The sequence below is a fragment of the Roseomonas mucosa ATCC BAA-692 genome (genome assembly GCF_000622225.1).
Taxonomy (GTDB): Bacteria; Pseudomonadota; Alphaproteobacteria; order Acetobacterales; family Acetobacteraceae; genus Roseomonas; species Roseomonas mucosa.
On sequence record NZ_JHWD01000004.1, the window covers coordinates 353,508 to 375,072 of the forward strand.

Annotated in this window: 19 protein-coding genes; 12 read left to right on the forward strand and 7 right to left on the reverse strand. The window is 71.9% G+C overall.

Annotated elements, in window-relative coordinates; genetic code table 11:
* Positions 1-36: 36 nt before the first annotated feature.
* The gene (locus BT98_RS0108450; RefSeq protein ID WP_019461657.1) at positions 37-1,047 is read left to right on the forward strand and encodes a calcium-binding protein; all 1,011 of its coding nucleotides are present in this window, start codon (positions 37-39) and stop codon (positions 1,045-1,047) included.
* Between the two features lie 51 nt (positions 1,048-1,098).
* On the opposite strand, the gene BT98_RS0108455 is transcribed toward BT98_RS0108450, so the two are convergent.
* The gene (locus tag BT98_RS0108455) at positions 1,099-2,697 is read right to left on the reverse strand and encodes an ABC transporter substrate-binding protein (protein ID WP_019461658.1); all 1,599 of its coding nucleotides are present in this window, start codon (positions 2,695-2,697) and stop codon (positions 1,099-1,101) included.
* Positions 2,698-2,802: 105 nt separating this feature from the next.
* On the opposite strand from BT98_RS0108455, the gene BT98_RS0108460 reads away from it, so the two are divergent.
* Together BT98_RS0108460 and BT98_RS0108465 are read left to right on the forward strand one after the other, a co-directional pair.
* Positions 2,803-3,594, forward strand: a complete 792-nt coding sequence (locus BT98_RS0108460) for a phosphoribosyltransferase (RefSeq protein WP_019461659.1) — start codon at positions 2,803-2,805, stop codon at positions 3,592-3,594.
* A 172-nt stretch (positions 3,595-3,766) separates the two neighbouring features.
* Positions 3,767-4,495 carry a DUF1194 domain-containing protein gene (locus BT98_RS0108465; RefSeq protein WP_037250073.1) on the forward strand — a complete coding sequence of 243 codons (729 nt, stop codon included), beginning with the start codon at positions 3,767-3,769 and terminating at the stop codon, positions 4,493-4,495.
* 148 nt (positions 4,496-4,643) lie between these two features.
* Here BT98_RS0108465 and BT98_RS0108470 read toward each other — a convergent pair whose 3' ends face one another.
* Positions 4,644-5,090: a DUF3775 domain-containing protein gene (locus BT98_RS0108470; protein WP_019461661.1), complete on the reverse strand. Its 447-nt coding sequence runs from the start codon at positions 5,088-5,090 to the stop codon at positions 4,644-4,646.
* Between the two features lie 184 nt (positions 5,091-5,274).
* Here BT98_RS0108470 and BT98_RS0108475 point away from each other — a divergent pair, with 184 nt between their 5' ends.
* From BT98_RS0108475 to rsmA, 7 genes are all read left to right on the forward strand, one after another.
* Positions 5,275-5,574, forward strand: coding sequence for a hypothetical protein (locus BT98_RS0108475; protein WP_147292464.1), 300 nt, complete (start codon positions 5,275-5,277; stop codon positions 5,572-5,574).
* A gap of 81 nt (positions 5,575-5,655) precedes the next feature.
* The gene (locus BT98_RS0108480) at positions 5,656-7,092 is read left to right on the forward strand and encodes an FAD-binding oxidoreductase (protein ID WP_026033290.1); all 1,437 of its coding nucleotides are present in this window, start codon (positions 5,656-5,658) and stop codon (positions 7,090-7,092) included.
* A 170-nt stretch (positions 7,093-7,262) separates the two neighbouring features.
* The gene (lptF, locus tag BT98_RS23735) at positions 7,263-8,417 is read left to right on the forward strand and encodes an LPS export ABC transporter permease LptF (RefSeq protein WP_019461664.1); all 1,155 of its coding nucleotides are present in this window, start codon (positions 7,263-7,265) and stop codon (positions 8,415-8,417) included.
* Entirely contained in the window at positions 8,414-9,550 is a 1,137-nt protein-coding gene (lptG, locus tag BT98_RS0108490; protein WP_019461665.1) for an LPS export ABC transporter permease LptG, read from the forward strand. Before lptF ends, lptG begins: the two co-directional genes overlap by 4 nt.
* Positions 9,551-9,750: 200 nt before the next feature.
* The gene (locus BT98_RS0108495) at positions 9,751-11,979 is read left to right on the forward strand and encodes an LPS-assembly protein LptD (RefSeq protein ID WP_019461666.1); all 2,229 of its coding nucleotides are present in this window, start codon (positions 9,751-9,753) and stop codon (positions 11,977-11,979) included.
* Between the two features lie 104 nt (positions 11,980-12,083).
* Positions 12,084-13,463, forward strand: a complete 1,380-nt coding sequence (locus BT98_RS0108500; RefSeq protein WP_019461667.1) for a peptidylprolyl isomerase — start codon at positions 12,084-12,086, stop codon at positions 13,461-13,463.
* Positions 13,464-13,505: 42 nt separating this feature from the next.
* On the forward strand, positions 13,506-14,363 hold the full coding sequence (gene rsmA, locus BT98_RS0108505) for a 16S rRNA (adenine(1518)-N(6)/adenine(1519)-N(6))-dimethyltransferase RsmA (RefSeq protein WP_051004882.1): 858 nt from the start codon (positions 13,506-13,508) through the stop codon (positions 14,361-14,363).
* A gap of 28 nt (positions 14,364-14,391) precedes the next feature.
* On the opposite strand, the gene BT98_RS0108510 is transcribed toward rsmA, so the two are convergent.
* From BT98_RS0108510 to BT98_RS27770, 4 genes are all read right to left on the reverse strand, one after another.
* Complete coding sequence (locus BT98_RS0108510; protein ID WP_019461669.1) at positions 14,392-16,014, reverse strand: ABC-F family ATP-binding cassette domain-containing protein; 1,623 nt, start codon at positions 16,012-16,014, stop codon at positions 14,392-14,394.
* 139 nt (positions 16,015-16,153) lie between these two features.
* Positions 16,154-16,954 (reverse strand): RadC family protein, encoded by an 801-nt coding sequence (gene radC / locus BT98_RS0108515; protein WP_019461670.1) that lies wholly within the window; start codon positions 16,952-16,954, stop codon positions 16,154-16,156.
* A gap of 2 nt (positions 16,955-16,956) precedes the next feature.
* The gene (locus tag BT98_RS23745; RefSeq protein WP_162175651.1) at positions 16,957-17,589 is read right to left on the reverse strand and encodes a JAB domain-containing protein; all 633 of its coding nucleotides are present in this window, start codon (positions 17,587-17,589) and stop codon (positions 16,957-16,959) included.
* 320 nt (positions 17,590-17,909) lie between these two features.
* On the reverse strand, positions 17,910-18,140 hold the full coding sequence (locus BT98_RS27770; protein WP_202801206.1) for a hypothetical protein: 231 nt from the start codon (positions 18,138-18,140) through the stop codon (positions 17,910-17,912).
* A 176-nt stretch (positions 18,141-18,316) separates the two neighbouring features.
* On the opposite strand from BT98_RS27770, the gene BT98_RS0108530 reads away from it, so the two are divergent.
* Positions 18,317-19,228, forward strand: coding sequence for an IclR family transcriptional regulator (locus BT98_RS0108530; protein ID WP_019461673.1), 912 nt, complete (start codon positions 18,317-18,319; stop codon positions 19,226-19,228).
* A gap of 363 nt (positions 19,229-19,591) precedes the next feature.
* Positions 19,592-20,752, forward strand: a complete 1,161-nt coding sequence (locus BT98_RS0108535; protein WP_019461674.1) for a benzoate/H(+) symporter BenE family transporter — start codon at positions 19,592-19,594, stop codon at positions 20,750-20,752.
* A gap of 80 nt (positions 20,753-20,832) precedes the next feature.
* On the opposite strand, the gene BT98_RS0108540 is transcribed toward BT98_RS0108535, so the two are convergent.
* Positions 20,833-21,513: a NeuD/PglB/VioB family sugar acetyltransferase gene (locus BT98_RS0108540; RefSeq protein ID WP_026033292.1), complete on the reverse strand. Its 681-nt coding sequence runs from the start codon at positions 21,511-21,513 to the stop codon at positions 20,833-20,835.
* Positions 21,514-21,565: the final 52 nt, after the last annotated feature.

Consider the following 21,565-nt stretch of genomic DNA (forward strand, 5'->3'; position numbering starts at 1 on the left):
CCGCCGGAGCCCGTTCCGGCGGCCGGGGAGCATCCGATGACGAACATCATCTACGGTGATACCAGCGGCACCCTGTTCTGCGAACAGGTTGGCGGCGACCAGACCCTGATCGGTCCGAGCGCGACATCCATCTACGAGACCGTGGTCACCGAAATCCATGGCGATGCCCAGGCCATGCAGGACTTCGCGCGCGGCGGGAACGACTTCATCATCGGCGGCAGCGCCACGAACCTGGTGGAGGAGATCTACGGCGACGCCTATGTGATGAGCGGCTTCTCGCAGGGCGGCAACGATTCCATCTTCGGCGGCCGGACGAGCGGCTACAACCATCCCGTGGTCTATGGCGATGCCCAGGAGATGCACGACAATGCCAGGGGCGGCAGTGACTGGATCGTCGGCAACGACGCCAATGTCTATGGCGACGCCCTCGGGATGGATGGCTTCGCCGTCGGCGGCAATGACTGCATCATGGGCAGTTCCACGAACACCAGCCTCTACGGCGACGCCCAGGCCCTGCGGGATCACGCGCAAGGCGGCAACGACCTGATCTGGGTGACCGCGGGGACATCGCTTGTCCAGATCTACGGCGATGGCGCCCTGTCGGGCTTCGCCAGGGGCGGCAACGACCGGATCATCGGCCCCGCCGCCTCCGTTTCCTGCATCATCCAGGGCGACGGGCGCATGAGCGACAACGCCGTGGGCGGCGACGACGTCATCGTTGCCGGCGCGCATTCCAGCAACCAGATCTGGGGCGATGGCGAGCGGACCGGCGGCAACACGGTGGGCGGCAGCGACACCTTCGTCTTCGCGCCCGGCATCGCGCAGAACCGGATCATGGATTTCGGGCAGGGCCAGGATCACATCGACCTGACCGCCTTCGCGAGCATAGGCGTGCATGACCTGGGCGACCTCAGCATCCGCTCGGGCAGCATCAGCCTGCCAAGCGGGCCGAGCTATACCGGCAGCCTGATCACCTTCGGCACCGACAGCTACATCGCCCTTGTCGGCGTCGAGCATCCCGCCGGCAGCGACTTCATCTTCGCCTGACCGCCCCCGGCGCGCACGCGGCTCCCGGCCCCGCGCGCGCCGGACTCCGCCTCAGGCCTTCACGATCTCCACATAGCGGTGGCGGTCGTTCATCGGACCCATGTCGAAGCCGGTCACGCCCTTGCGGCTGACCGAGACCTCGATCTCCTGCAGCAGGAAGGCGAAGGGCCCGTGCTCCTGCAGCTCCTTCTGCAGCTTCAGGTAGATCGCCGTCCGCTTCGCCGGGTCCCGCTCCTTGGCCGCGGCCACCACCTGGGCGGAATATTCCGGGATCAGCCAGGAGGAGCGCCAGGCGGAGGTGCGGTTGCGCGCGTCGTCGCCGTTGTCGGTGTTGACCGCGAAGGTCTCGGCATTCGAGTTCGGGTCGAAGTAGTCGCTGCCCCAGCGGCTCATGGAAATCTCGTGCTGACGGGCGCGGACGCGGGTGAGCACCTGCCGCTGCTCGGCCGGCAGCATCCGCACGCGGATGCCGATCTCGGCGAGGTTCGCCTGGATCGCCTGCGCCATGTCGCTGATGGGCGAGATCGAGGCGTAGTCGAAGGTGACCTCGAACCCGTCCGCATGACCCGCCTTGGCCAGCAGCGCCTTGGCCTCGGCGATCTGGTGGTGGAAGGGCTTGTCGGTCAGCGCGCCGGGCAGCCCTTCCGGCAGGAAGGCCTGATGCACGGCATAGAGGTCGGGCACGATGTTCTTCTGGATGCCGTCATAGTCGATCGCCATCTTGATCGCCTGCCGCACCTCCGGCTTGCTCAGGATCGGATGCTTCTGGTTCATCGCGATATAGAGCAGGCTGGCCTTGCGCTGCGACTGGACCTTGTAGTCGCCGTCCGCCCTGGCCTGCCGGATCTGGTCGGAGCTCAGGTTGCGCGCGATGTCGATGTCGCCGCGCTGCAGGCCCAGGAGTTGCGCCGAGGGGTCGGGCATGTGGCGCAGGATCACGCGCTTCGTCTTCGGCGCCACGGTGCTGTTCGGGTTGGCCTCCAGCGTCACGCTGTCGCTCGCCCGCCAGGCGCGCACCGCATAGGGGCCGGAGCCGGCGGAGTTCTGCTTCAGCCAGGCATTGCCGAGATCGCCGTTCTGCTCGTGCGACATCGCCACGGCCTTCTCCACCACGTTCCCCACCACGGCGGAGAGGCAGTAGAGCAGGAAGGTCGGCGCCGTCTCCTGCGCCGTCTGCATCACCAGCGTGCGCGGCCCGGTGGCGCGGATCATCCCCGCCACATTGTCCTTGGTGTAGCCGAACTGGTTGATGATGAAGGCCGGGCTCTTGTTCAGGATCACCGCCCGCTGCAGCGACCAGGCTGCGTCCTCCGCCGTCACCGGCTTGCCGGAAGCGAATTTCGGCCCCTCCCGCAGCGTGAAGGTGAAGGTCTTGCCGTCCTCCGACGCGTCCCACTTCTCCGCCAGTTCGCCCACCAGCCGGGACGGGTCGCTGTTCGGCGTGGTCACGAGCTTCTGGTACACGTTGCCGCAAATCTCGGAGCCCGTGTACTCGAAGCACTCGCCCGGATCGAGGCTGATCAGGTCGTCGATCTGCTTGGCGAAGACGATGACCCCGGACGGCGACTGGGCCTCGGCCCAGCGCGAATGGGTCATGGCGAAGGCAGCGGCGGCGGAGCCGGCCAGCAGCGCGCGGCGGGAGGCCATCATGTTGCGATCCGTTATCCAAATCGTGAAGACCGCTCCAGGATAGACCGCCCCGCGCCGCCCCGCCATGGCCCGTTCGGGCGCCGGCGCCGGGGGCACGGAACGGGCATGCGGCTTTGCCGCTGGACCCGTGCCGCGCGCCATGGCACCGGCGGCGGCATGGAGTTCTGGCAATCCTTCTCGGCGGCGTCCGAGGACCCCGGCCCGCCCTACGGGCACCGCTTCCCCGCGCCGATGCCCGACGGCTCGCGCCTCTGGCTGCCGCTGCGCGACTATGGCGCCATCGCGGTGACGGGCTTCATCGCCAACCAAGCCTCCTTCGCCGTGGTGCGCGCCCTGGCCGGCTGGATGGCCGAGGCGGCGCGGCCCCTGGGCGTGGAGGTGGTCTGCGGCCTGCCCACGCTGGGCCATGTCCTGGCCGCCCCGGTGGCCGAGGCGCTGGGCCATTCCAACTGGGTCGCCGCCGGCTATTCGCGCAAGCGCTGGTACGGGACGGACGCCCCCTCGGTGCCTGTCTCTTCCTCCACCGCGACGGACGAGCGCCGCATCTGGCTGGACCCGCGCGTGCTGCACCGGCTCGCGGGGCGCCGCGTGCTGCTGGTGGACGACGTGATCAGCACCGGCAGCTCCGCCCTGGCCGGGCTGGCCCTGCTGGCGGCGGCGGGGGTGAGGCCGGTGGGCCTCTGCGTCGGCATGGCGCAGGGCGACCGCTGGCGCGCCTCCTGGCCTGTGGAGGTGCCGGTCGCGGCGGGCTTCGCCACGCCCTTGCTGCGCCCGGCATCCACGGGAACACCGGCCGGGACGGCAGTCAACGGGGCCCCTGGCACCGGGCCGGGCTGGGTGCCGGACACAGCCACGCTGCCTCCGGTCCTGCTGCCCGCGCCCCATGGCCTGGCCTGACCGCTCCCGCACCGGCTCCCACCAGGAAGCCTGGACCCGGGACATCTCCCGCGACAGGCGAGGCGGAAGCCGGGCTTTCCCGCATTCGTGACTTCACCGGTCCGAATTCTGTTGCGACGCACATTGCGATCCTGATGCACTGACTCCCCCTTGGTCATTCGGGAGTGTGCTGATGCGCCGTCGATCCCTGCTGATCGCTGGTGGGGCCATGGGCCTCCTGGCCCATCCCAGGCTGGCCCGCGCCGCGGAACCCGTCGACGTCGCCCTCGTGCTCGCCGTGGACGTGTCGCGCTCCATCGACGAGGACGAGGCCCGCCTGCAGCGGGAAGGCTACCGCAAGGCGGTCACCGATCCCCGCGTGGTGGCCGCGATCCGGGGCGGCATGATCGGCAGCATCGCCCTGGCCTATGTCGAATGGGCGGGCGCCGAGTACCAGAGGCTGGTGATCCCCTGGACCCAGATCGCCAGCCAGACCGATGCGGAGAACTGGGCCGGGGCGCTGGACCGCGCCCCGCGCCAGTCCCTGTCCTGGACCTCGATCTCGGGCGGCATCGACTTCTCGCACCAGTTGCTGGGCGACATGCCCTACGAGGCGATGCGCCGCGTGATCGACGTGTCCGGGGACGGGGTGAACAACAGCGGTCCGCCGGCCGAGGAGGCGCGGGACCGCGCCGTGGCGGACGGGATCGTGATCAACGGCCTGCCCATCATGAACGACCGCCCCGCCTATGGCCGCATGCCGCCTTTGCCGCTCGACCAGTACTACGCGCAAAACGTGATCGGCGGTCCCGGCGCCTTTCTCATCTCGGCCGCCGACTTCGACGCCTTCGAGAACGCCGTGCGGCGCAAGCTGGTCCGCGAGGTCGCCGGGCTGGATGGCCCCCGCATGATGCGCGGCTGAAGGCGCGGAGCCGCCCCACGCCGCCCCATGCCGACGGGGGGGACGGCGGGGCAAGGCATCCGGCCCGCGCTCCCCTTCGCCGGACGCCCTCCAGCCGGACACGGCCGGGCCGGCAGGGGCTCCGGGGCAGGGGAGGCCGGGCCTGCCCTCAGCGCGCCGTTTCCTCCGGCGAGATACCGAACGCCTCCAGACCCTCGGAGAGCAGGTCGCCCAGCATCTCCATGCCCGTGAGGTAGCTGGCCGCGTCGCCACGCTCGTTGCGTTCCCGCGCCAGGCGCAGCGCCTCCTCCCAGTCCTCGGCCTCGTAGTCGCCGCGCCCGATCCAGGCGAGGGCGATCAGCGCCGCCTGCTCGTCCTCGTTCAGCGCGGTGATCTGCTCCTCCAGCATCTCGGCGAGGCCCTCGGGATCGGAATCGTCGAGCGCCTCCTCGTCCTGCAGATCCTCGTTTTCCTCGTCCTCGACCAGCTCGTCCACCTGCCGGGCGGTGTCGATGATGCTCACGACGGTCGGAATCCCGATCCCGAGATCCAGGTCGTCATCATTGTCGGGGCCGCCGGCGGGGCCGGTGCCGGTGGGGTCTGGGCGGTCGCTCATCGAGCCTACCTCTGCCGTTCGGGTTGCTGTGCCCGCCCAACGCCGAAACCAGGGCTTCGGCTTCGCGTTGGAAACGCCGATTGGAAATTGGCCACAGTCAATAGGATATGTGGCAGAATTACCATCTCAGGCGCGCGGAGTTGTATAACTGCAACAGCGGAGGGCAGACGGGATGCGGGTGGCGATGGCAGGGTTCTTTCTGATGATGTCGGGCGCGGCGATGGCCGCTCCCGCGGGGTCCTCCGATGCCCCGATTCCGCCCCAGCCCGCCATGTCCTGCGACAGCGGCCTCGGTGCCCGGGGAACTGCCTTCGGCCTGCCGCAGGAGGTCGCCGCGCGCCGCACTCCGAAATCCCCTGCCAGTTCTCCCTTGCGCCCGCTGCCGCCCATCGAGGACGACGAGCCCGAGGCTACCCTGCGCCCCGCCTTCCATCTCTGCGCCGTTGGGCAGGAAGGGCCGCGCAAGGTCATCCACCGCACCTGACGCCCGGCGCCGGACCCCGCCACGCGACTCTCATCGCGGTCTCTTGACCGGGGAGGGCCAACTGGCATCCCTTGGGGCACCATGACCGACGCCCCTACCGCCTTGCCGCCGGCCTTGCTGGACGCGCTCTCCACCCTGCTGGGCCCGCGCGGGCTCGTCACCGATCCCGCGGACATGGAGCCCTTCCTGTCGGACTGGCGCGGCCTCTACCACGGCGCCTCGCCGGCCCTGCTGCGTCCGGCGAACACGGCGGAGCTGGCGGCGGCGATGCGGCTGCTCGGCCAGGCGGGCGTCGCCGTGGTGCCGCAGGGCGGCAACACCTCCATGGTCGGCGGCGCCATGCCGGACGAGAGCGGGCGGCAGGTGGTGCTTTCCCTGGCCCGGATGAACCGCATCCGCGACATCGACCCGGTGGACATGACCATGGTGGCGGAGGCCGGGGTGATCCTGAAGACCGCCCAGGACGCGGCCGCCGAAGCGGGCTGCCTCTTTCCGCTGTCCCTCAGCGCCGAGGGCTCCGCCACCATCGGCGGCGTGCTGGCCACCAATGCCGGCGGCAACAACACGGTCCGCTACGGCAATGCCCGCGACCTGCTGATGGGCATCGAGGTGGTCCTGCCCGACGGCAGCGTGATCGAGGGGCTGCGCCGCCTCCGCAAGGACAACACCGGCTTCGCCCTGCGCCAGCTCTTCGCCGGCTCCGAGGGCACGCTGGGCATCATCACCGCCGCCGTGCTGCGCCTCTTCCCCCGCCCCCGCACCACCGCCCTGGCCCTCTGCGCCATGGCCGACGAGGACGCGGCCCTGGCCCTGTTCCGCCGCTTCCGCGACCGGGACGAAGGCAGCGTCCGTTCCTTCGAATACATGTCCGGCGCCGGGATGGACTTCGTGACGAGCCTGATCGAGGGCGCGACCCTGCCCCTTGCCGGACGCGCCGATCACTACGTGCTGGTGGACCTCGCCTCCTCCCGCCCCGATGCCGACCTGCGCGGGCTGATGGAGGCGGTGCTGGAGGAGGCGCTGGAGGCTGGCGAGGTGCTCGACGCCGCCCTGCCGGAAAGCGAGGCCCAGGCCGCCAACCTGTGGCGGCTGCGGGAGGAACATGCCGAGGCCCAGAAGCGCGCCGGCGGGAATGTGAAGAATGATGTCTCCGTCCCGGTCTCCCGGGTGCCGGAGATGATCCGCCGCTCGGCCGAGGCCATGCGGGCCCTGGTGCCCGGCTGCCGCCCGGTGCCCTTCGGCCACATGGGCGACGGCAACATCCACATGAACGTGGTCCAGCCCGAGGGGATGGAACCCGCCGCCTTCATGGCCCGCGCCCATGACCTGATGGAGGCGGTGAACGCCGTGGTCCGCGACCTGGACGGCTCCTTCTCCGCCGAGCACGGCGTCGGGCGGCTCAAGACCGACATGCTGGCCGACTGGCGCGGCGGCGCGGAATACGAGGCGATGCGCCGGATCAAGGCGGCGCTGGACCCGCAGGGGCTGATGAACCCGGGCAAGGTCTTTCCGGGCTGAACCCGCCCGCCCCGGCCCCCGCAAGCGGCACCCATCTGCAACAGCGGGTTTCCGGGTTTCGCGAAGAAGCCATGACAAGCCTCGGAAAGGCCACGGAAAGGCTGTAGAGGCTGGCGGTTCCTGGGCGCCGATTTGCCGGCGCCCCCTCGGCTGGATAGGTTGCCCCCGCCATGTCACGGCTGGATCGTTACATCTTCCGCCAGCTCGCCGTCGCCCTCATCGCGGTCACGGTGGGGCTGGCGCTGCTCATCTGGCTGACCCAGAGCCTCCGCTTCATCGAGCTCGTGCTCGACCGGGGCCTGTCCTTTGCCGTCTTCCTGGAACTGACCGGGCTGCTGATGCCCTCCTTCTTCGCCGTGATCCTGCCGATCGCGACCTTCGTGGTGACGCTCTTCACCTATGTGCGCCTGTCCACGGACCGGGAGCTGGTGGTGATGCGCGCGGCCGGCCTGTCGCAGTGGCAGCTTTCCCGCCCCGCCCTGTACCTGGCGGCGATCGCCACCGGCCTCTGCTTCATGCTCCAGCTCTGGCTGGTGCCGATGAGCCACACCGCCTTCCGCACCTGGCAGTTCGAGATCCGCAACCAGATGGCCGCGATCCTGGTGCAGGAGGGGGTCTTCAGCAGCGTCGGCGACGACCTCACCGTCTATGCCCGGCTGCGGGAGCGCGACGGCACGCTGCGGGGGATCCTGGTGCAGGACAGCCGCGACGCCGGCGCCCCGGTGACCATCCTGGCGGAGGAAGGGCGCATCACCCAGACCCCGAGCGGACCCCGGGTGATCCTGCTCAACGGCCAGCGCCAGCAGGTGGAGCGCGTGGCCCCGCCCGCCGGCAGCCCCCCCGGAACCCCGCCCACCCTGCGCCTCGCGGTGCTCACCTTCGGCGAGAACAGCGTGGATCTGGCCCGCACCGGCCGGAGCGACGATGATTCCCGCAACCGCGATTCGCGGGAACGTTCGGTGAGCGAGCTGTTGCACCCCGACCCCGCCGAGAACCTGCCGGAGCGCGACATCCGCAAATTCTACGCCGAGGCGCACCAGCGCCTCTCGAATCCCCTGACCACCCTGTCCTTCGCCCTGGTCGGCCTGGCCACCGCCCTGGCCAGCGGCTTCCGCCGCCATGGCGGCGGCTTCGCCATCGGCGTCGGCGTCGGCACCGTGGTCGGGCTGCTGGCGCTCGGCCTGGCCGTGGGCAACCTCGCCGCCCGCAACAACGCCCTGGTGCCGCTGATCTGGCTGCACGCGGTCGGCCCCGGCCTGGTTTCCGCCTGGGTGCTGTCGGGCATGCCCGGCTGGCCGCGCCGCCGGCGGCTCGCCGCCGCATGAGCCTGCCCCTCACCTTCACCTTCTATGTGGCCCGGCGCTTCACGGCCATGGTCCTGGCCCTGCTGCTGGCGCTCACCGGGCTGGTCTCGCTGTTCGACTTCATCGAGCTGCTGCGCCGCGCCGCCACCCGGGCGGAGGCCAGCTTCGGCATCGTGGCCACGATCGGCGGGCTGCGCCTGCCCTTCATGGCCCTGCAGATCCTGCCCTTCGCCGTGCTGCTGGGCGGCATCGTCGCCTTCTGGCGCCTGTCCCGCTCCTCGGAGCTGGTGGTGGCCCGCGCCGCCGGCATCTCCGCCTGGGGCTTCCTGACCGGCCCTGCGGTGGTGGCCCTGATGATCGGCATCGTCGCCACCACCGGCATCTCGCCGCTCTCCTCCGCCATGCTGGCCCGGGCGGAACGGCTGGACGGCATCTACCTGCGCAACGCCTCCGGCATCACCGCCCTGGCGGGCGGGCGGCTCTGGCTGCGGCAGGCGGACCGGGCCCTGGACCCGCAGGGCGTCGCCATCCTGGCCGGGCGGCCGGCGGCGAACAGCAATCGGATCGAGCGCGCCGCCCTGAAGCTCGACGATGTCAGCGTCTGGCGCCTGTCGGGCGACGACAAGCCACTGGCCCGCGTCGAGGCGCCGCATGCGGAGCTGCAGAGCCATGGCGGCGTCGGCGAATGGGTGCTGGAGAACGCCGTGACCTTCGGGCAGGACCGCCGCGCCTCCGACCCCATGCGGATCGCCCTGCCCACCGACCTGACCCCCGCCCGCATCGAGGACAGCTTCGCCAGCCCCGACACCCTGTCCTTCTGGGCGCTGCCGGACTTCATCGGGGTGCTGGAATCGGCCGGCTTCTCGGCGGTGCGGCACCGCCTGCACTACCAGTCGCTGCTGGCCCTGCCGGTGCTGTGCCTGGCCATGGCGCTGCTCTCGGCCGGCTTCTCCATGCGCCAAGCCCGGCGCGGCGGCGTGGCGCAGATGCTGGGCCTCGGCGTGGCTGCGGGCTTCGCCCTCTTCGTTCTGGACCGGGTGGCGGGGGAGTTCGGCGAGACCGGCACCCTCCCCGTCGCCCTGGCCGCCTGGGCACCCGCCCTGGCCGGCCTGCTGCTGGCCCTCACCCTTTTGCTGCATCTGGAGGACGGCTGATGCGCCGACAGGCCTCACCCCGGGGAGCGTCCCGGGAGGCATCCCAGGAGGCGTCCCGGGGAGCCTTCCCCACCGCGTTCCGGGCCGCCCTCCGGCCCCCCCGCGGAAGGGCGCGGCGCCCGGCACTGCTGGGCGGCACGGCCCTCTGCCTGCTGCTCGCGGGACCGCTGGGCGCGCAGGAGACGGGCGGCACCCTGCCCATGGCCGGCGCCGGCACCACCGAGGTGCCCGCCGGAGCCCCGCCCGGCGCCAGCGCCCAGCCCTCGGCCGCGCCCAGCGCCGGCAGCGCCTTCGGCAGCCTGCTGGGCAGCCCGGCGGACCGCGACGCCCCCGTCACCTTCACCGCCGACCAGGTGGACTACGACGACAACAGCAAGGTCGTGACCGCCACCGGCCATGTCGAGGCCTGGCAGAACGAGCAGATCCTGCGCGCCGACAAGTTCACCTATAACCGCGAAACCGGCGTCGCCACGGCGGAAGGCAATGTCCAGCTCCTCCAGCCGGACGGACAGGTGCTCTTCGCCGACCGCGCCGAGCTGACGGGCAACATGAAGGACGGCGTGCTGGAAGGGGTGAGCGCCCTGCTCGCCCAGAACGGCAAGCTGGTGGCCAACGGCGCCCGCCGCACCGACCGCCCCGCCGGCGCCATCACCGACATGACGCGGCCGGTCTATTCGGCCTGCAACCTCTGCGCCGAGGACCCGACGCGCCCGCCGCTCTGGCAGATCCAGTCCCGCCTCGCCACCCGCGACGAGGAAGCCCAGCGCATCCGCTTCCGCGACGCGCAGGTGCGGCTCGACGGCTGGCCGGTCTTCTACTCGCCCTATCTCTCCATGCCCGACCCCTCGGCGCCGCGCTCCTCGGGCTTCCTCTCGCCCTCCTTCGGCCAGACGCGCTACCTCGGCGGCTTCGTCGAGCTGCCCTATTACTGGGCCATCGACGGCAGCTCCGACCTGACGCTCACGCCCACCGTCTCGACCCGCGTGCTGCCCTCGCTGGCCGCCCGCTACCGCCGGCGCTTCAACTTCGGCCAGATCGACATCCAGGGCTCGATCGGCGAGCTGGACGGCAACCAGACCAATGGCGAGAAGGGCGTCGGCAGCCATGTCTTCAGCAAGGGCAGCTTCAACATCGACGAGAACTGGCGCGTCGGCTTCAACGCCAACCGCGCCACCTCCGAGACCTATCTGCGCGCCTTCCGCTTCCCGACCCAGCGGGTGCTGACGAGCAACCTCTACGCCGAGGGCTTCTGGGGCACCGACACCTACGCCAAGATCGACGGCCGCGCCTATCAGGGCCTGCGCGACGTCGATGACGTGGGCCAGATCCCCTATGTCCTGCCCAACATCTTCGTCGAGCACGCCTTCCGTCCCGACAGCCTGGGCGGGCTGGCGACGATCGACACCTCCGACTTCTTCCTGTTCCGCACCGAGGGCACGGATACCCGCCGCCTTTCCACGCGCCTGACCTACGACCTGCCGCGCTACGGGTTGCTGGGCGACCTCTGGACCTTCAGGTTCCAGGGCGACGCCATGGGCTATTCCGTCAACGACTTCGACGATGCCCCCTTCCGCGCCTCGGTGAACAGCCGCGAGACGGCGACCGGCAATGTCCGCGCCGCCATCGACTGGCGCATGCCCTTCATCCGCTCCGCCGGCGCCTATGGCAGCCAGCTCATCGAGCCGCATGTGCAGTTCGTGACCGGCCCCGCCACCGGCCGCCAGACGCTGATCCCGAACGAGGACAGCCTCGACTTCGAGTTCACCGACGCCAATCTCTTCTCGCTGAACCGCTTCACCGGCCGCGACCGGCAGGAAGGCGGCTCCCGCATCGACGCGGCGCTGCGCTCGGCCTGGTTCTTCCCCAATGGGGGCCAGATCGAGGGGCTGGTCGGCCAGTCCTACCGCGCCTCCAAGGAGGAGGTCTTCGCGGCACGCTCCGGCCTGCGCGACGAGGTCTCCGACCTGGTCGCCCGCGTCCGCGTCTCGCCCACGCCCTGGCTGAGCGTGATCGGCCGCGGCCGCTTCGACAAGAGCAGCCTCGACCGGCAGATGATCGACGTCTCCTCGCGGCTCGATTTCGGCCCTCTGACGGGCGTGCCGGTCAGCACCACGGCCGGCTACTTCTACTCCGTGCCGAAGGACTACCTGACGCCCGCCACCTATCGGCGGGAGGTCTACGGCTCCGCCAACGTGAAGGTCGGCCAGCACTGGTCCACGGGCGCCTTCGGCCGCTACGACCTGGAGCTCAAGCGCGGCGTCTCGGTCGGCGCGAACCTCACCTACGAGGACGAGTGCCTGATCCTGGATACCCGCTTCTACAAGTCCTATGCCGAGCAGACCTCCGGCGCGCTCTATCCGTCCTCCACCACGGTGCTCATCCGCCTCGGCTTCAAGACGCTGGGCGATTTCGGCTTCCGCGCCCTCTGATGCCCTGCCTACCCGCCCTCCCCCTGCCCTTCCCGCCCCGCGGATCCGGTCCCCAGGCCCCGGGCCACGCAGCCGGCGGGCGGACCTGATCCCGGAACAAGCCCATGCGACGCTCCCTCCCCCTCCCCCGCCGCCCGATCCGCCTGGCGCCGCTCGCCCTCCCGCTGGCCATGGCGCTGGCCCTGCCGGCCGGCTTCCCGGTGGCGGCCCAGGCCCAGCCCCGCCCCCCCGCGCGCGCCGGCCACGGACAGGCCGCCCCGGCACCCCAGGACATGAACCGCATCGTCGCCGTGGTGAACGGCGAGGTGGTCACCCAGTCCGAGGTGGCGAGCCGCGCCAGGCTCTTCGCCATGACCACGGGGCTTGGCGCCTCCAGCGACCTGATCACGCGGCTGGAGCCGCAGATCGTCCGCCTCGTGATCGACGACCGGCTCCGCCTGCAGGAGATGCGGCGCCGGCGCATCGTGGTCAGCGACGAGGAGGTGGCGGCCGCCCTTTCCGACATCGAGAGCCGCAACAACCTGCCCAAGGGCGGGCTGGTGGCCCAGCTCCGCGCCGGCGGCGTGGACACGCGGGTGCTGTTCGACCAGATCCGCGTGCAGATCGGCTGGTCGCGCCTGATCCGCCAGGCCCTGGGCCAGCAGGCCGAGCCCACCGAGGCCGAGATCCGCGAGCGCGTGGAAGCGCACGAGGCGCGGGTCGGCCAGCCGGAATACCAGGTCTCCGAGATCTTCGTGCCCGTGGACGACCCCGCCCGCGCCGACGAGGTGCAGCGCTTCGTCAACGACGTGGTCGGCCGCCTGCGCGCCGGCATGCCCTTCCCCGTGGCCGCGACGCAGTTCTCGCAGAGCCAGACGGCCCTGCAGGGCGGCGACCTCGGCTGGGTCCGCCCGGAGGAGCTGGAGCCCGAGATCGCCCGCATCATCACGCAGATGCCGGTCGGCGCCATCAGCAACGCCGTGCGCGTGCCGGGCGGCTACCGCATCGTCGCCCTGCGGCAGAAGCGCGAGACCGGCCGCGACATCGCCACGATGGTCACGCTGCGCCAGGCCTTCCTGCCCTTCACCAGCCAGCTCGATCCGCAGAACCCGACCGAGCAGCAGCGCGGCCAGCTGGAAAAGGCGCAGCGCGTGACCGGCGGCTGCGACGCGGTGGAGGCGGCGAACCGCGCCGCCGGCAGCGTCCGCCCCGCCGATCCCGGGCAGGTGCGGCAGGAGACGCTGGAGCCGCCGCAGCTTCGCCAGCTCGTCGCCAGCCTTTCCCCCGGCCGCGCCAGCCAGCCGATCGTGACGCCGGACGGCATCCTGGTGATCGCCGTCTGCTCGCGCGAAAGCCGCAATCTCGCCCAGTACACGCCGGAGATGGCCAAGGCGCAGATCCTGCGCGAGCGCGTCGAGCTGGTCTCGCAGCAGCAGCAGCGCAACCTGCGCCGCCAGGCGCAGATCGACATGCGCATCCGGCCCAGCGCCGCCAGGGACGGCTGATGCCCATGCCAGGCCGCATCGCGACGGGGCACCGCGTGGCCCATGTCTGACGTCCCGGAACCGGATACGCCCGCTGCCCTGCCCTCTCTCCGGGACACGGTGGCCCGCCATGGGCTGGACGCGCGCAAGTCGCTCGGCCAGCACTTCCTGCTGGACCCCGCGGTCTGCGAGCGCGTGGCGCGGCAGGCCGGCGACCTCGCCGGCCGCCATGTGGTGGAGGTCGGCCCCGGCCCCGGCGGGCTGACCCGCGCCCTGCTGGACAGCCCGGCCGCGCATGTCACCGCCATCGAGCTGGACCGCCGCGCCATCGCCGCCCTGGCGGAGCTTTCCGCCGCCTTCCCCGGACGGCTGACGGTGCTGGAGGCCGATGCGCTGGCGGTGGACGCCGCCGCCCTCACCGGCACGCCGCGCAAGGTCGTGGCCAACCTGCCCTACAATGTCGGCACGCCGCTGCTGGTGAACTGGCTGTCCCAGGCCGGCGCCTGGGAATCCCTGACGCTGATGTTCCAGCTCGAAGTGGCCGAGCGGATCGTCGCCGCCCCGGACACGGAGCATTACGGCCGCCTCGCGGTCCTCGCGCAATGGCGCTGCGCGGCCAGCATGGTGCTGCGCCTGCCGCCCGGCGCCTTCTCGCCGCCGCCCAGGGTCTGGTCCGCCGTGGTGCATCTCGTGCCGCGCCCGCTGCAGCCGGAACCGGCCCTGGCCCGCGCCATGGAGCGCGTCACCGCCGCCGCCTTCGGCCAGCGCCGCAAGATGCTGCGCGGCTCGCTGAAGTCGCTGGGCGGGGCCGAGGCGCTGCTGTCGGGCTGCGGCATCGAGCCGACGCGCCGCGCGGAAACGCTGGACATCGCCGAGTTCGAGGCCCTGGCACAGGCCCTGCTGGCGCGCGGGACCGGCTGAGGCTCGCCCCGGGGCAGGCCGCCCGGCCTCAGCCGTGCAGCCCTGGCGCCTCCTGACCGGTGCGCGCCACGTATTCGGTATAGCCGCCGTCGTACCGGTGGATGCCTTCCGGCGTCAGCTCCAGCACACGGTTGGACAGCGCCGCCAGGAAGTGCCGGTCATGCGAGACGAACAGCATGGTGCCCTCGTACTCCGACAGGGCCGCGATCAGCATCTCCTTGGTCGCCATGTCCAGGTGGTTGGTCGGCTCGTCCAGCACCAGGAAGTTCGGCGGGTCGTAGAGCATCCGCGCCATCACCAGCCGGGCCTTCTCCCCACCCGAGAGAACGCGGCACTTCTTCTCCACCTCGTCGCCCGAGAAGCCGAAGCAGCCGGCCAGCGCCCGCAGCGAGCCCTGCGCCGCCTGGGGGAAGGCGTCCTCCAGCGACTGGAACACCGTGCGGTCGCCATCCAGCAGCTCCATGGCGTGCTGCGCGAAATAGCCCATCCTCACGCTGCCGCCGAGCGTCACGCTGCCCTGGTCCGGCTCGGTCGTCCCCGCCACCAGCTTCAGCAGCGTGGACTTGCCGGCGCCGTTGATGCCCAGCACGCAGCAGCGTTCCTTGCGGCGCAGGAGGAAGTCCAGCCCCTCGTAGATCACCCTGTTGCCGTAGCGCTTGTGCACGCCCTTCAGGTTCGCCACGTCGTCGCCCGAGCGCGGCGCCTGGCCGAACTCGAACACCACGGTCTGGCGGCGCTTCGGGGGCTCGACGCGGTCGATCTTCTCCAGCTTCTTGACGCGGCTCTGCACCTGCGCGGCGTGGGAGGCGCGGGCCTTGAAGCGCTCGATGAAGGCGATCTCCTTGGCCAGCATCGCCTGCTGCCGCTCGAACTGCGCCTGCTGCTGCCGCTCGTTCATGGCGCGCTGCTGCTCATAGAAGGCGTAATCGCCGGAATAGGAGGTCAGCGCCCCGCCATCGATCTCCAGCACCTTGTTGATGATGCGGTTCATGAACTCGCGGTCGTGCGAGGTCATCAGCAGCGCGCCGTCATAGCCCTTGAGGAACTGTTCCAGCCAGATCAGGCTTTCCAGGTCCAGGTGGTTGCTGGGCTCGTCCAGCAGCATCACGTCCGGGCGCATCAGCAGGATGCGCGCCAGCGCCACGCGCATCTTCCAGCCGCCGGACAGCTTGCCGACATCGCCCTCCATCATCTCCTGGCTGAAGCCGAGGCCCGCCAGCACCTCCCGCGCACGGCCTTCCAGCGCGTAGCCGCCCAGCTCCTCGAAGCGCCCCTGCACCTCGCCGAAGCGCTCGATGATGGCGTCGAGGTCCTCCGCCTGCGCGGGGTCCGCCATGGCGGCCTCCAGCACCGCCAGCTCGGCCGCCACGGTGCTGACATCGCCGGCGCCGTCCATCACCTCCGCCACCGGGGTGCGGCCGGACATCTCCCCCACATCCTGGCTGAAGAAGCCGATGCTGACGCCACGGTCCACCAGCACCTGGCCGTCATCCGGCTGCTCCCGCCCGGTGATCATGCGGAACAGCGTGGTCTTGCCCGCGCCGTTGGGGCCGACCAGCCCGGCCTTCTCGCCGCGCTGGAGCGCCGCCGAGGCCTCGATGAAGACGAGCTGCTGGCCGTTCTGCTTGCTGATGGAGTCGAGGCGGATCATGGATACTCTCGGCCTGGGATGGGTGCGGCGCGCCGACGCCGGGAGGAGCCGTCCGAGACCACATCCGCAGACCGGCCGTCAACCACCGCCGGAACGGCAGGGCGGGGGGCGCCCCTTTCCGCCCCTCGCCCGGCTCCCCCTACAGCAACCCTTCCCGCCGGAAGCTGGTATGCCGCCCGTTGCCCACGATCACGTGGTCCTGCAACGCGATGCCCAGGCATTCCGCCGCCTGCCGGACCTGCTCGGTCATCAGCAGGTCGTCGCGGGACGGCGTGGGGTCGCCGCTCGGATGGTTGTGGACCAGGATCAGCCGCGCGGCGTCCAGCTCCAGCGCGCGCTTGACCACCTCGCGCGGATAGACCGGCGTATGGTTCACCGTGCCGCGCGCCTGCGCCTCGTCGGCCAGCAGCCGCTCCTCCGCATCCAGGAACAGGACCCGGAACTGCTCGATCCGCTCCCACGCCAGGGAGGCGGTGAGATAGGCGAGCAGCCGGTCCCAGTTGTCCAGCACCGGCGCCGCCATGACCTCCGCCCGGGCGAGGCGCAGCGCCGCCTCCTGCACCAGCTTGAGCGCCGCGATGCTGTGGGTGCCGAGGCCGGGCACGCCGCGCAGCTCCCGCTGGCTGGCCGAAAGCAGGGCGGCGAAGCTGCCGAAGCGGCGCAGCGCCGCCTGCGCCAGGGCGCGCGGGTCGGCAGGCAGGACGAAGCCCAGCAGCAGCGCCGTCATGTCCTCCTCCGACAGCGCCGCCTCGCCCTCGTTGAGCAGGCGGCGGCGCAGCTCCACGGGCGACCCGGGCCGCGCCGCGGAGGCCGGGCCGCCCGGAACCGGAACGCCGGCGGCCGGAACCTCGGGCGCCGGAACCGGCCGGCTTCCCGGAACGGGCGCCAGGGCCGGATCGCGCGACAGGAAACCGGCGACATCCGAGAAACCGTCCGCCATCGTCAGATCAACCCCTCCCGCCGCAGGCTCAGCGGTTCCGCCTTTCCACCGGCGATCAGGTGGTCGTGCAGGGTGATGGCCAGCAGCGCGCCCGCCTTCCGCATCTGCTCCGTGCGCGCCACATCCTCCTCGCGCGGCTGGCCGCCGGGGCGCCAGGTCAGCAGGATCAGGGCCGTCGCATGCAGCTCCAGCGCCCGCCGCATAGTGGCGCGCGGCTCCTGCACGCCATCCTGGCTCTCGTCGGCGAGCAGCCGGTTCCGGTTGTCCAGGAACAGGACGCGCCCATGCGGCAGGCGGGCGCCGGGCGCCGCCTCCAGGGGCGCCGCCGCCAGATAGGCCATCAGCCGGTCCCAGCTCTTCAGCACGGGCCGTTCCGTCTCCTCCGCCCGGGCGAGGCGCGTGGCGGCCGCCGAGACGAGGTTCAGCGCGGCGATGCTGTCCATGCCCAGCGCCGTGGTCCGCCGCAGCCATCGCGGGTCAGCCCCCAGCACCGCCGCGAGGCTGCCAAACTGGTTGATCAGCCCCTTGGCCAGCGGCTTGGTGTCCCGGCGCGGGATGCCCAGGAAGAGCAGCATCTCCAGGATCTCGTAATCCGGCAGCGCCGCCGGTCCACCCTGCAGCAGCCGCTCCCGCATCCGGCTGCGGTGGCCCTGGGGGCCGGTGCCGGCGAAAACCGGCCCGCTGCCGGACCCGACCCGATTTCCGTGAAGCCCGGGATCTTCCCTCGGCATCGACGCGTCCTTCAGGCGCTCCCCGGAGGCGGGAGCATCAACCGAAGGTTGCATGTCTTTGGGCCACCGGCAACTTCCCGCGCAGGGGAGCGAACAAGGTCCCGGAGGCACCGGTCGCTCCGCCGCGCCGTGTTCCGGCGGGTGGGGAAGCGGAAGCCGCCCGCCGCGCCAGGCTCACCGACCGGCGGCCTGGGTGAGCGGAGACGGTCCCCCCGGCCCGGCGTTCAGCCGTCGAGCAGGAAACCGACGATGAGGCCCTGCGCGACACGGAACATGTCCACGCCGGTCGCCGTGCGGCAGCCGAGGGCGCGCGGCGCCACATGGGCGGGGACGCAGAGCGCGTTCATGCCCCGCTCCGCCAGCGCATGGCTGACGCCGGAGGGCGATTTCACCTGGGCAACCGGGTCGCCTACGATCGGGTAGAGGCGCGTGGCGCCGTTCAGGCTTCCGGACATGATTCCCTCCATCCGCAATCTCCGGCGGTCGGCGGGAGACCTGCCGATCGCCGGAAAGACTTTCCAGAATCTTTCCTTGAGATCGGAAGCCCCTTTCAGTACCACCCCGGAGGCCCGCCCCACCCGGTCCCGGCCGGCCCTTTCGCAGCGGGCACGGCGCATCCGGAGTACCCAGCATGAACGCGATGCCATCCGAGGCCGAACCGGCGTGCGGCCTCGCCGCCTCCGGGGACCGCGGGCGCCGTGGCGCTTCGGCGGCGCCCAGCGGCGTCATGGACCGCACCTTCGCCGTGCTGCGGCTCCTGGCCGAGAATGCGGACGGGCTGCCGATCTCGGCCATCGCCGATCGCCTGGGCATCCCCCTCAGCGCCTCGCACCGCCTGCTTTCCGAACTCGCCGGGCACGGCGTCGTGCAGCAGGAACGCGGCCATGGCGACTACCGCCTGACCATGCGGCTGGTGACGCTTGCCTTCACCTATCTGGCGCGCAGCGGCGTCACCGACATCGCACAGCCGGTTCTGGACCGCCTGGCCGCGCGGAGCGGCGAGCTGGTGCGCCTCGCGGTGATGGATGGCGACGGCGCCAACCGGAGCCTGACCTGGGTCGCCCGGGCGCAGGGCGCCCAGTCCGGCCTGCGCTACGACCCGGAGATGGGCCAGGTCGCCCCTCTCTCCTGCAGCGCCAGCGGCTGGGCCTGGCTCTCGACGCTCGGCGACGAGGAAGCCCTGGCCCTGGTGGAGCGCCAGGGCTTCGGCCCGCCCGAGGAATTCGGCCCGCGCGCCCCGCGCACGCCCAAGGCGCTGATCCAGGCACTGCGCCAGACCCGCAGGCGCGGCTATGCCGTGGCGATCCAGACCTTCACTCCCTGGATGTCGGCCATCGCGGCGCCGGTGCGCGCGCCGGATGGCACGGCCTGTGCCACGATCGGCATCGCCGGGCCGCTGATGCGCCTGCCGGAGGAGAAGCTGCACGGGCTCGCCCCGCTGATGCTGGAGGCGGCGGCGGAGATGACCCAGGCCAGCCTCGGCTCGCCCCTGCTGAACCGCGCCCTGCACGGTGCCCGGAACGCCATGGGGAGGCCGCGCTGACGGGCGGGATGGCGGAGGGCACGCGGGCGGGAAGCCGCGACACGCCGGGATCGGCGCCGGCGGCCCCGCCCTGGCGGTGACAGCGGCGACGCGGGGGCCGGAGGCGGGCGTGGCGGGGAAGGCACCGCTCCTTGGCGGCATCACCGCCTGATCCGGCGGCCTGCGCCCCGGCCGCCCCCCGTGTATGGCCTCCCTGGGCGAACTTGGCTTTCATGGGTGCCGATCCGGCGATTCGCAGGCCCCCACAGCCATGGTCCCGTGGCCGGGCGGCCTTGCCGCGGCCAACCCTGGCCGGAGGCGCCCCGAAGCGCCGGCCGGATGTCATGCGCCGCACCTTTCGCGGTGCCGGGGAATGCCGCCGCCATGCGAGACCTCCTGCCGCCCCATACCCTGGCCGCTGGCCTGCTGGCAGCCTTCGTGGGCTTCGCCAGCTCCTTTGCCGTGGTGCTGCGCGGCCTGACCGCCGCCGGGGCCAGCCCGGCCCAGGCCGCCTCCGGCCTCATGGCCCTGGCCGTCGCCATGGGCCTCTGCGGCATCCTGCTCAGCCTGCGCACCCGCATGCCCGTCAGCGTCGCCTGGAGCACGCCCGGCGCCGCCCTCCTGGCCAGTTCCGGCGCCATCGCGGGCGGCTTCCCGGTGGCCGTCGGCGCCTTCCTCGCCTCCGCCCTGCTGGTGGTTCTGGCGGGCTGGTGGAAGCCGCTGGGCCGCTGGGTGGCCGCCATCCCCGCCACGCTGGCCAGCGCCATGCTGGCCGGGGTGCTGTTCGGCCTCTGCCTCGCCCCGGTGCGCGCGGTGGCGCAGATGCCGGGCCCGGCCCTGGCGGTGATCGCGGCCTGGGCCATCGCCGGGCGGCTGCACCGGCTGCTCGCCGTGCCGGCGGCGGTGATCGTGGCCTTCGGGATCATCCTGGCGATGCCGGGCGCCCCCATCGCGGCGAGCTGGCCCATCCCCGTGCCGGTGATGCCGCAATTCACCCTCCAGGCACTGATCGGCACCGCCATCCCGCTCTTCCTGGTCACCATGGCCTCGCAGAACATCCCCGGCCTGGCCACGCTCGGCCTCTACGGCTACCGCCCCGCGCCCGGGCCGCTGTTCCGCGCCACCGGCCTCTTCTCCGTCGCCGCCGCCTTCCTGGGCGGCCACGCGGTCAACCTCGCCGCCATCACCGCCGCCCTTTGCGCCAACGAGGACGCGCATCCCGACCCGGCGCAGCGCTGGAAGGCCGCCGTGGTGAACGGCGTGGGCTACATCCTCTTCGGCCTGCTCGCGGGCTTCGTCACGGCCTTCGTCGCGGCGGCGCCGGTGCTGGTGGAGGCGGTGGCCGGCCTCGCCCTGCTGGGCGCGCTGGGCGGCTCCCTGCAAGGCGCCATGGCCGTGCCGGAACAGCGCGAGGCGGCCATCGTCACCCTGCTCGTCACCGCTTCCGGCACCGCCTTCGCCGGGATCAGCGGCGCCTTCTGGGGCCTGCTGGCGGGCGGTGCCATGCTGGCGCTGTCGCGCTTCCGCAGGCCGCTGGAACCCTGAACCCGCTTTACCTGGCGTCAGGCCAGCCAGGAGCCCACCGGACGGCGCCCTCTTCGGGATGCCGGGCCGCGACCGCCGCCCTAGCCCCGCGCCGGCACGCCGGACACGCTGGCCCCTTCCGGCACATCGGCCACCACGGCGGCGCCCGCCCCCACCACGGCCCCGGCGCCCACCCGCACCAGCGGCCGCAGCGCCGCGTTGAGCCCGATCAGCGCCCCCTCCCCGACACGCACCCCGCCGCCGAGCGCCGCGCCGCAGGCGACATGCACGCCGTCGCCCAGCACGCCGTCATGCTCGACGATGGCGCCGCTGTTCAGGATCGCGCCCTCCCCCACCACGGCCCGCGCGCCCAGCACCACGCGGGGCAGCACGACGCTGCCGGCGCCGATCCGCGCACTGGGGGACAGGATGGCGGAGGGATGCGCGACCACCGGCAGGGCGAAGCCCAGGTCCCGCGCGTGCCGCAGCCAGCGCAGGCGGGTGGCGTTGTGCCCGATGGCCACCACCACCGCCCCGATCCCCTCGCCGCGCAGCCGCTCCAGCAGGGTCTCGTCGCCCAGAACCGGCACGCCCAGCACCGGCGCCCGCGCGCTCCGGTCGAGGCAGCCGGCGATCTCCATCCCGCCGGCCAACCCATTGGCGGCTCCGTTGGCGGCCCCATTGGCGGCCCCATTGGCAGCACGGATGCTCTCGATCAGCGCCGCGGCATGGCCGCCGGCACCGATCAGCACGACACGGGAAGGAAGCGGGGCCTGGGTCACGCCTTCCGCTAGCCCAGTCCGCCCGCCCGTTGAAGGGCCGGCGCCGCGATCC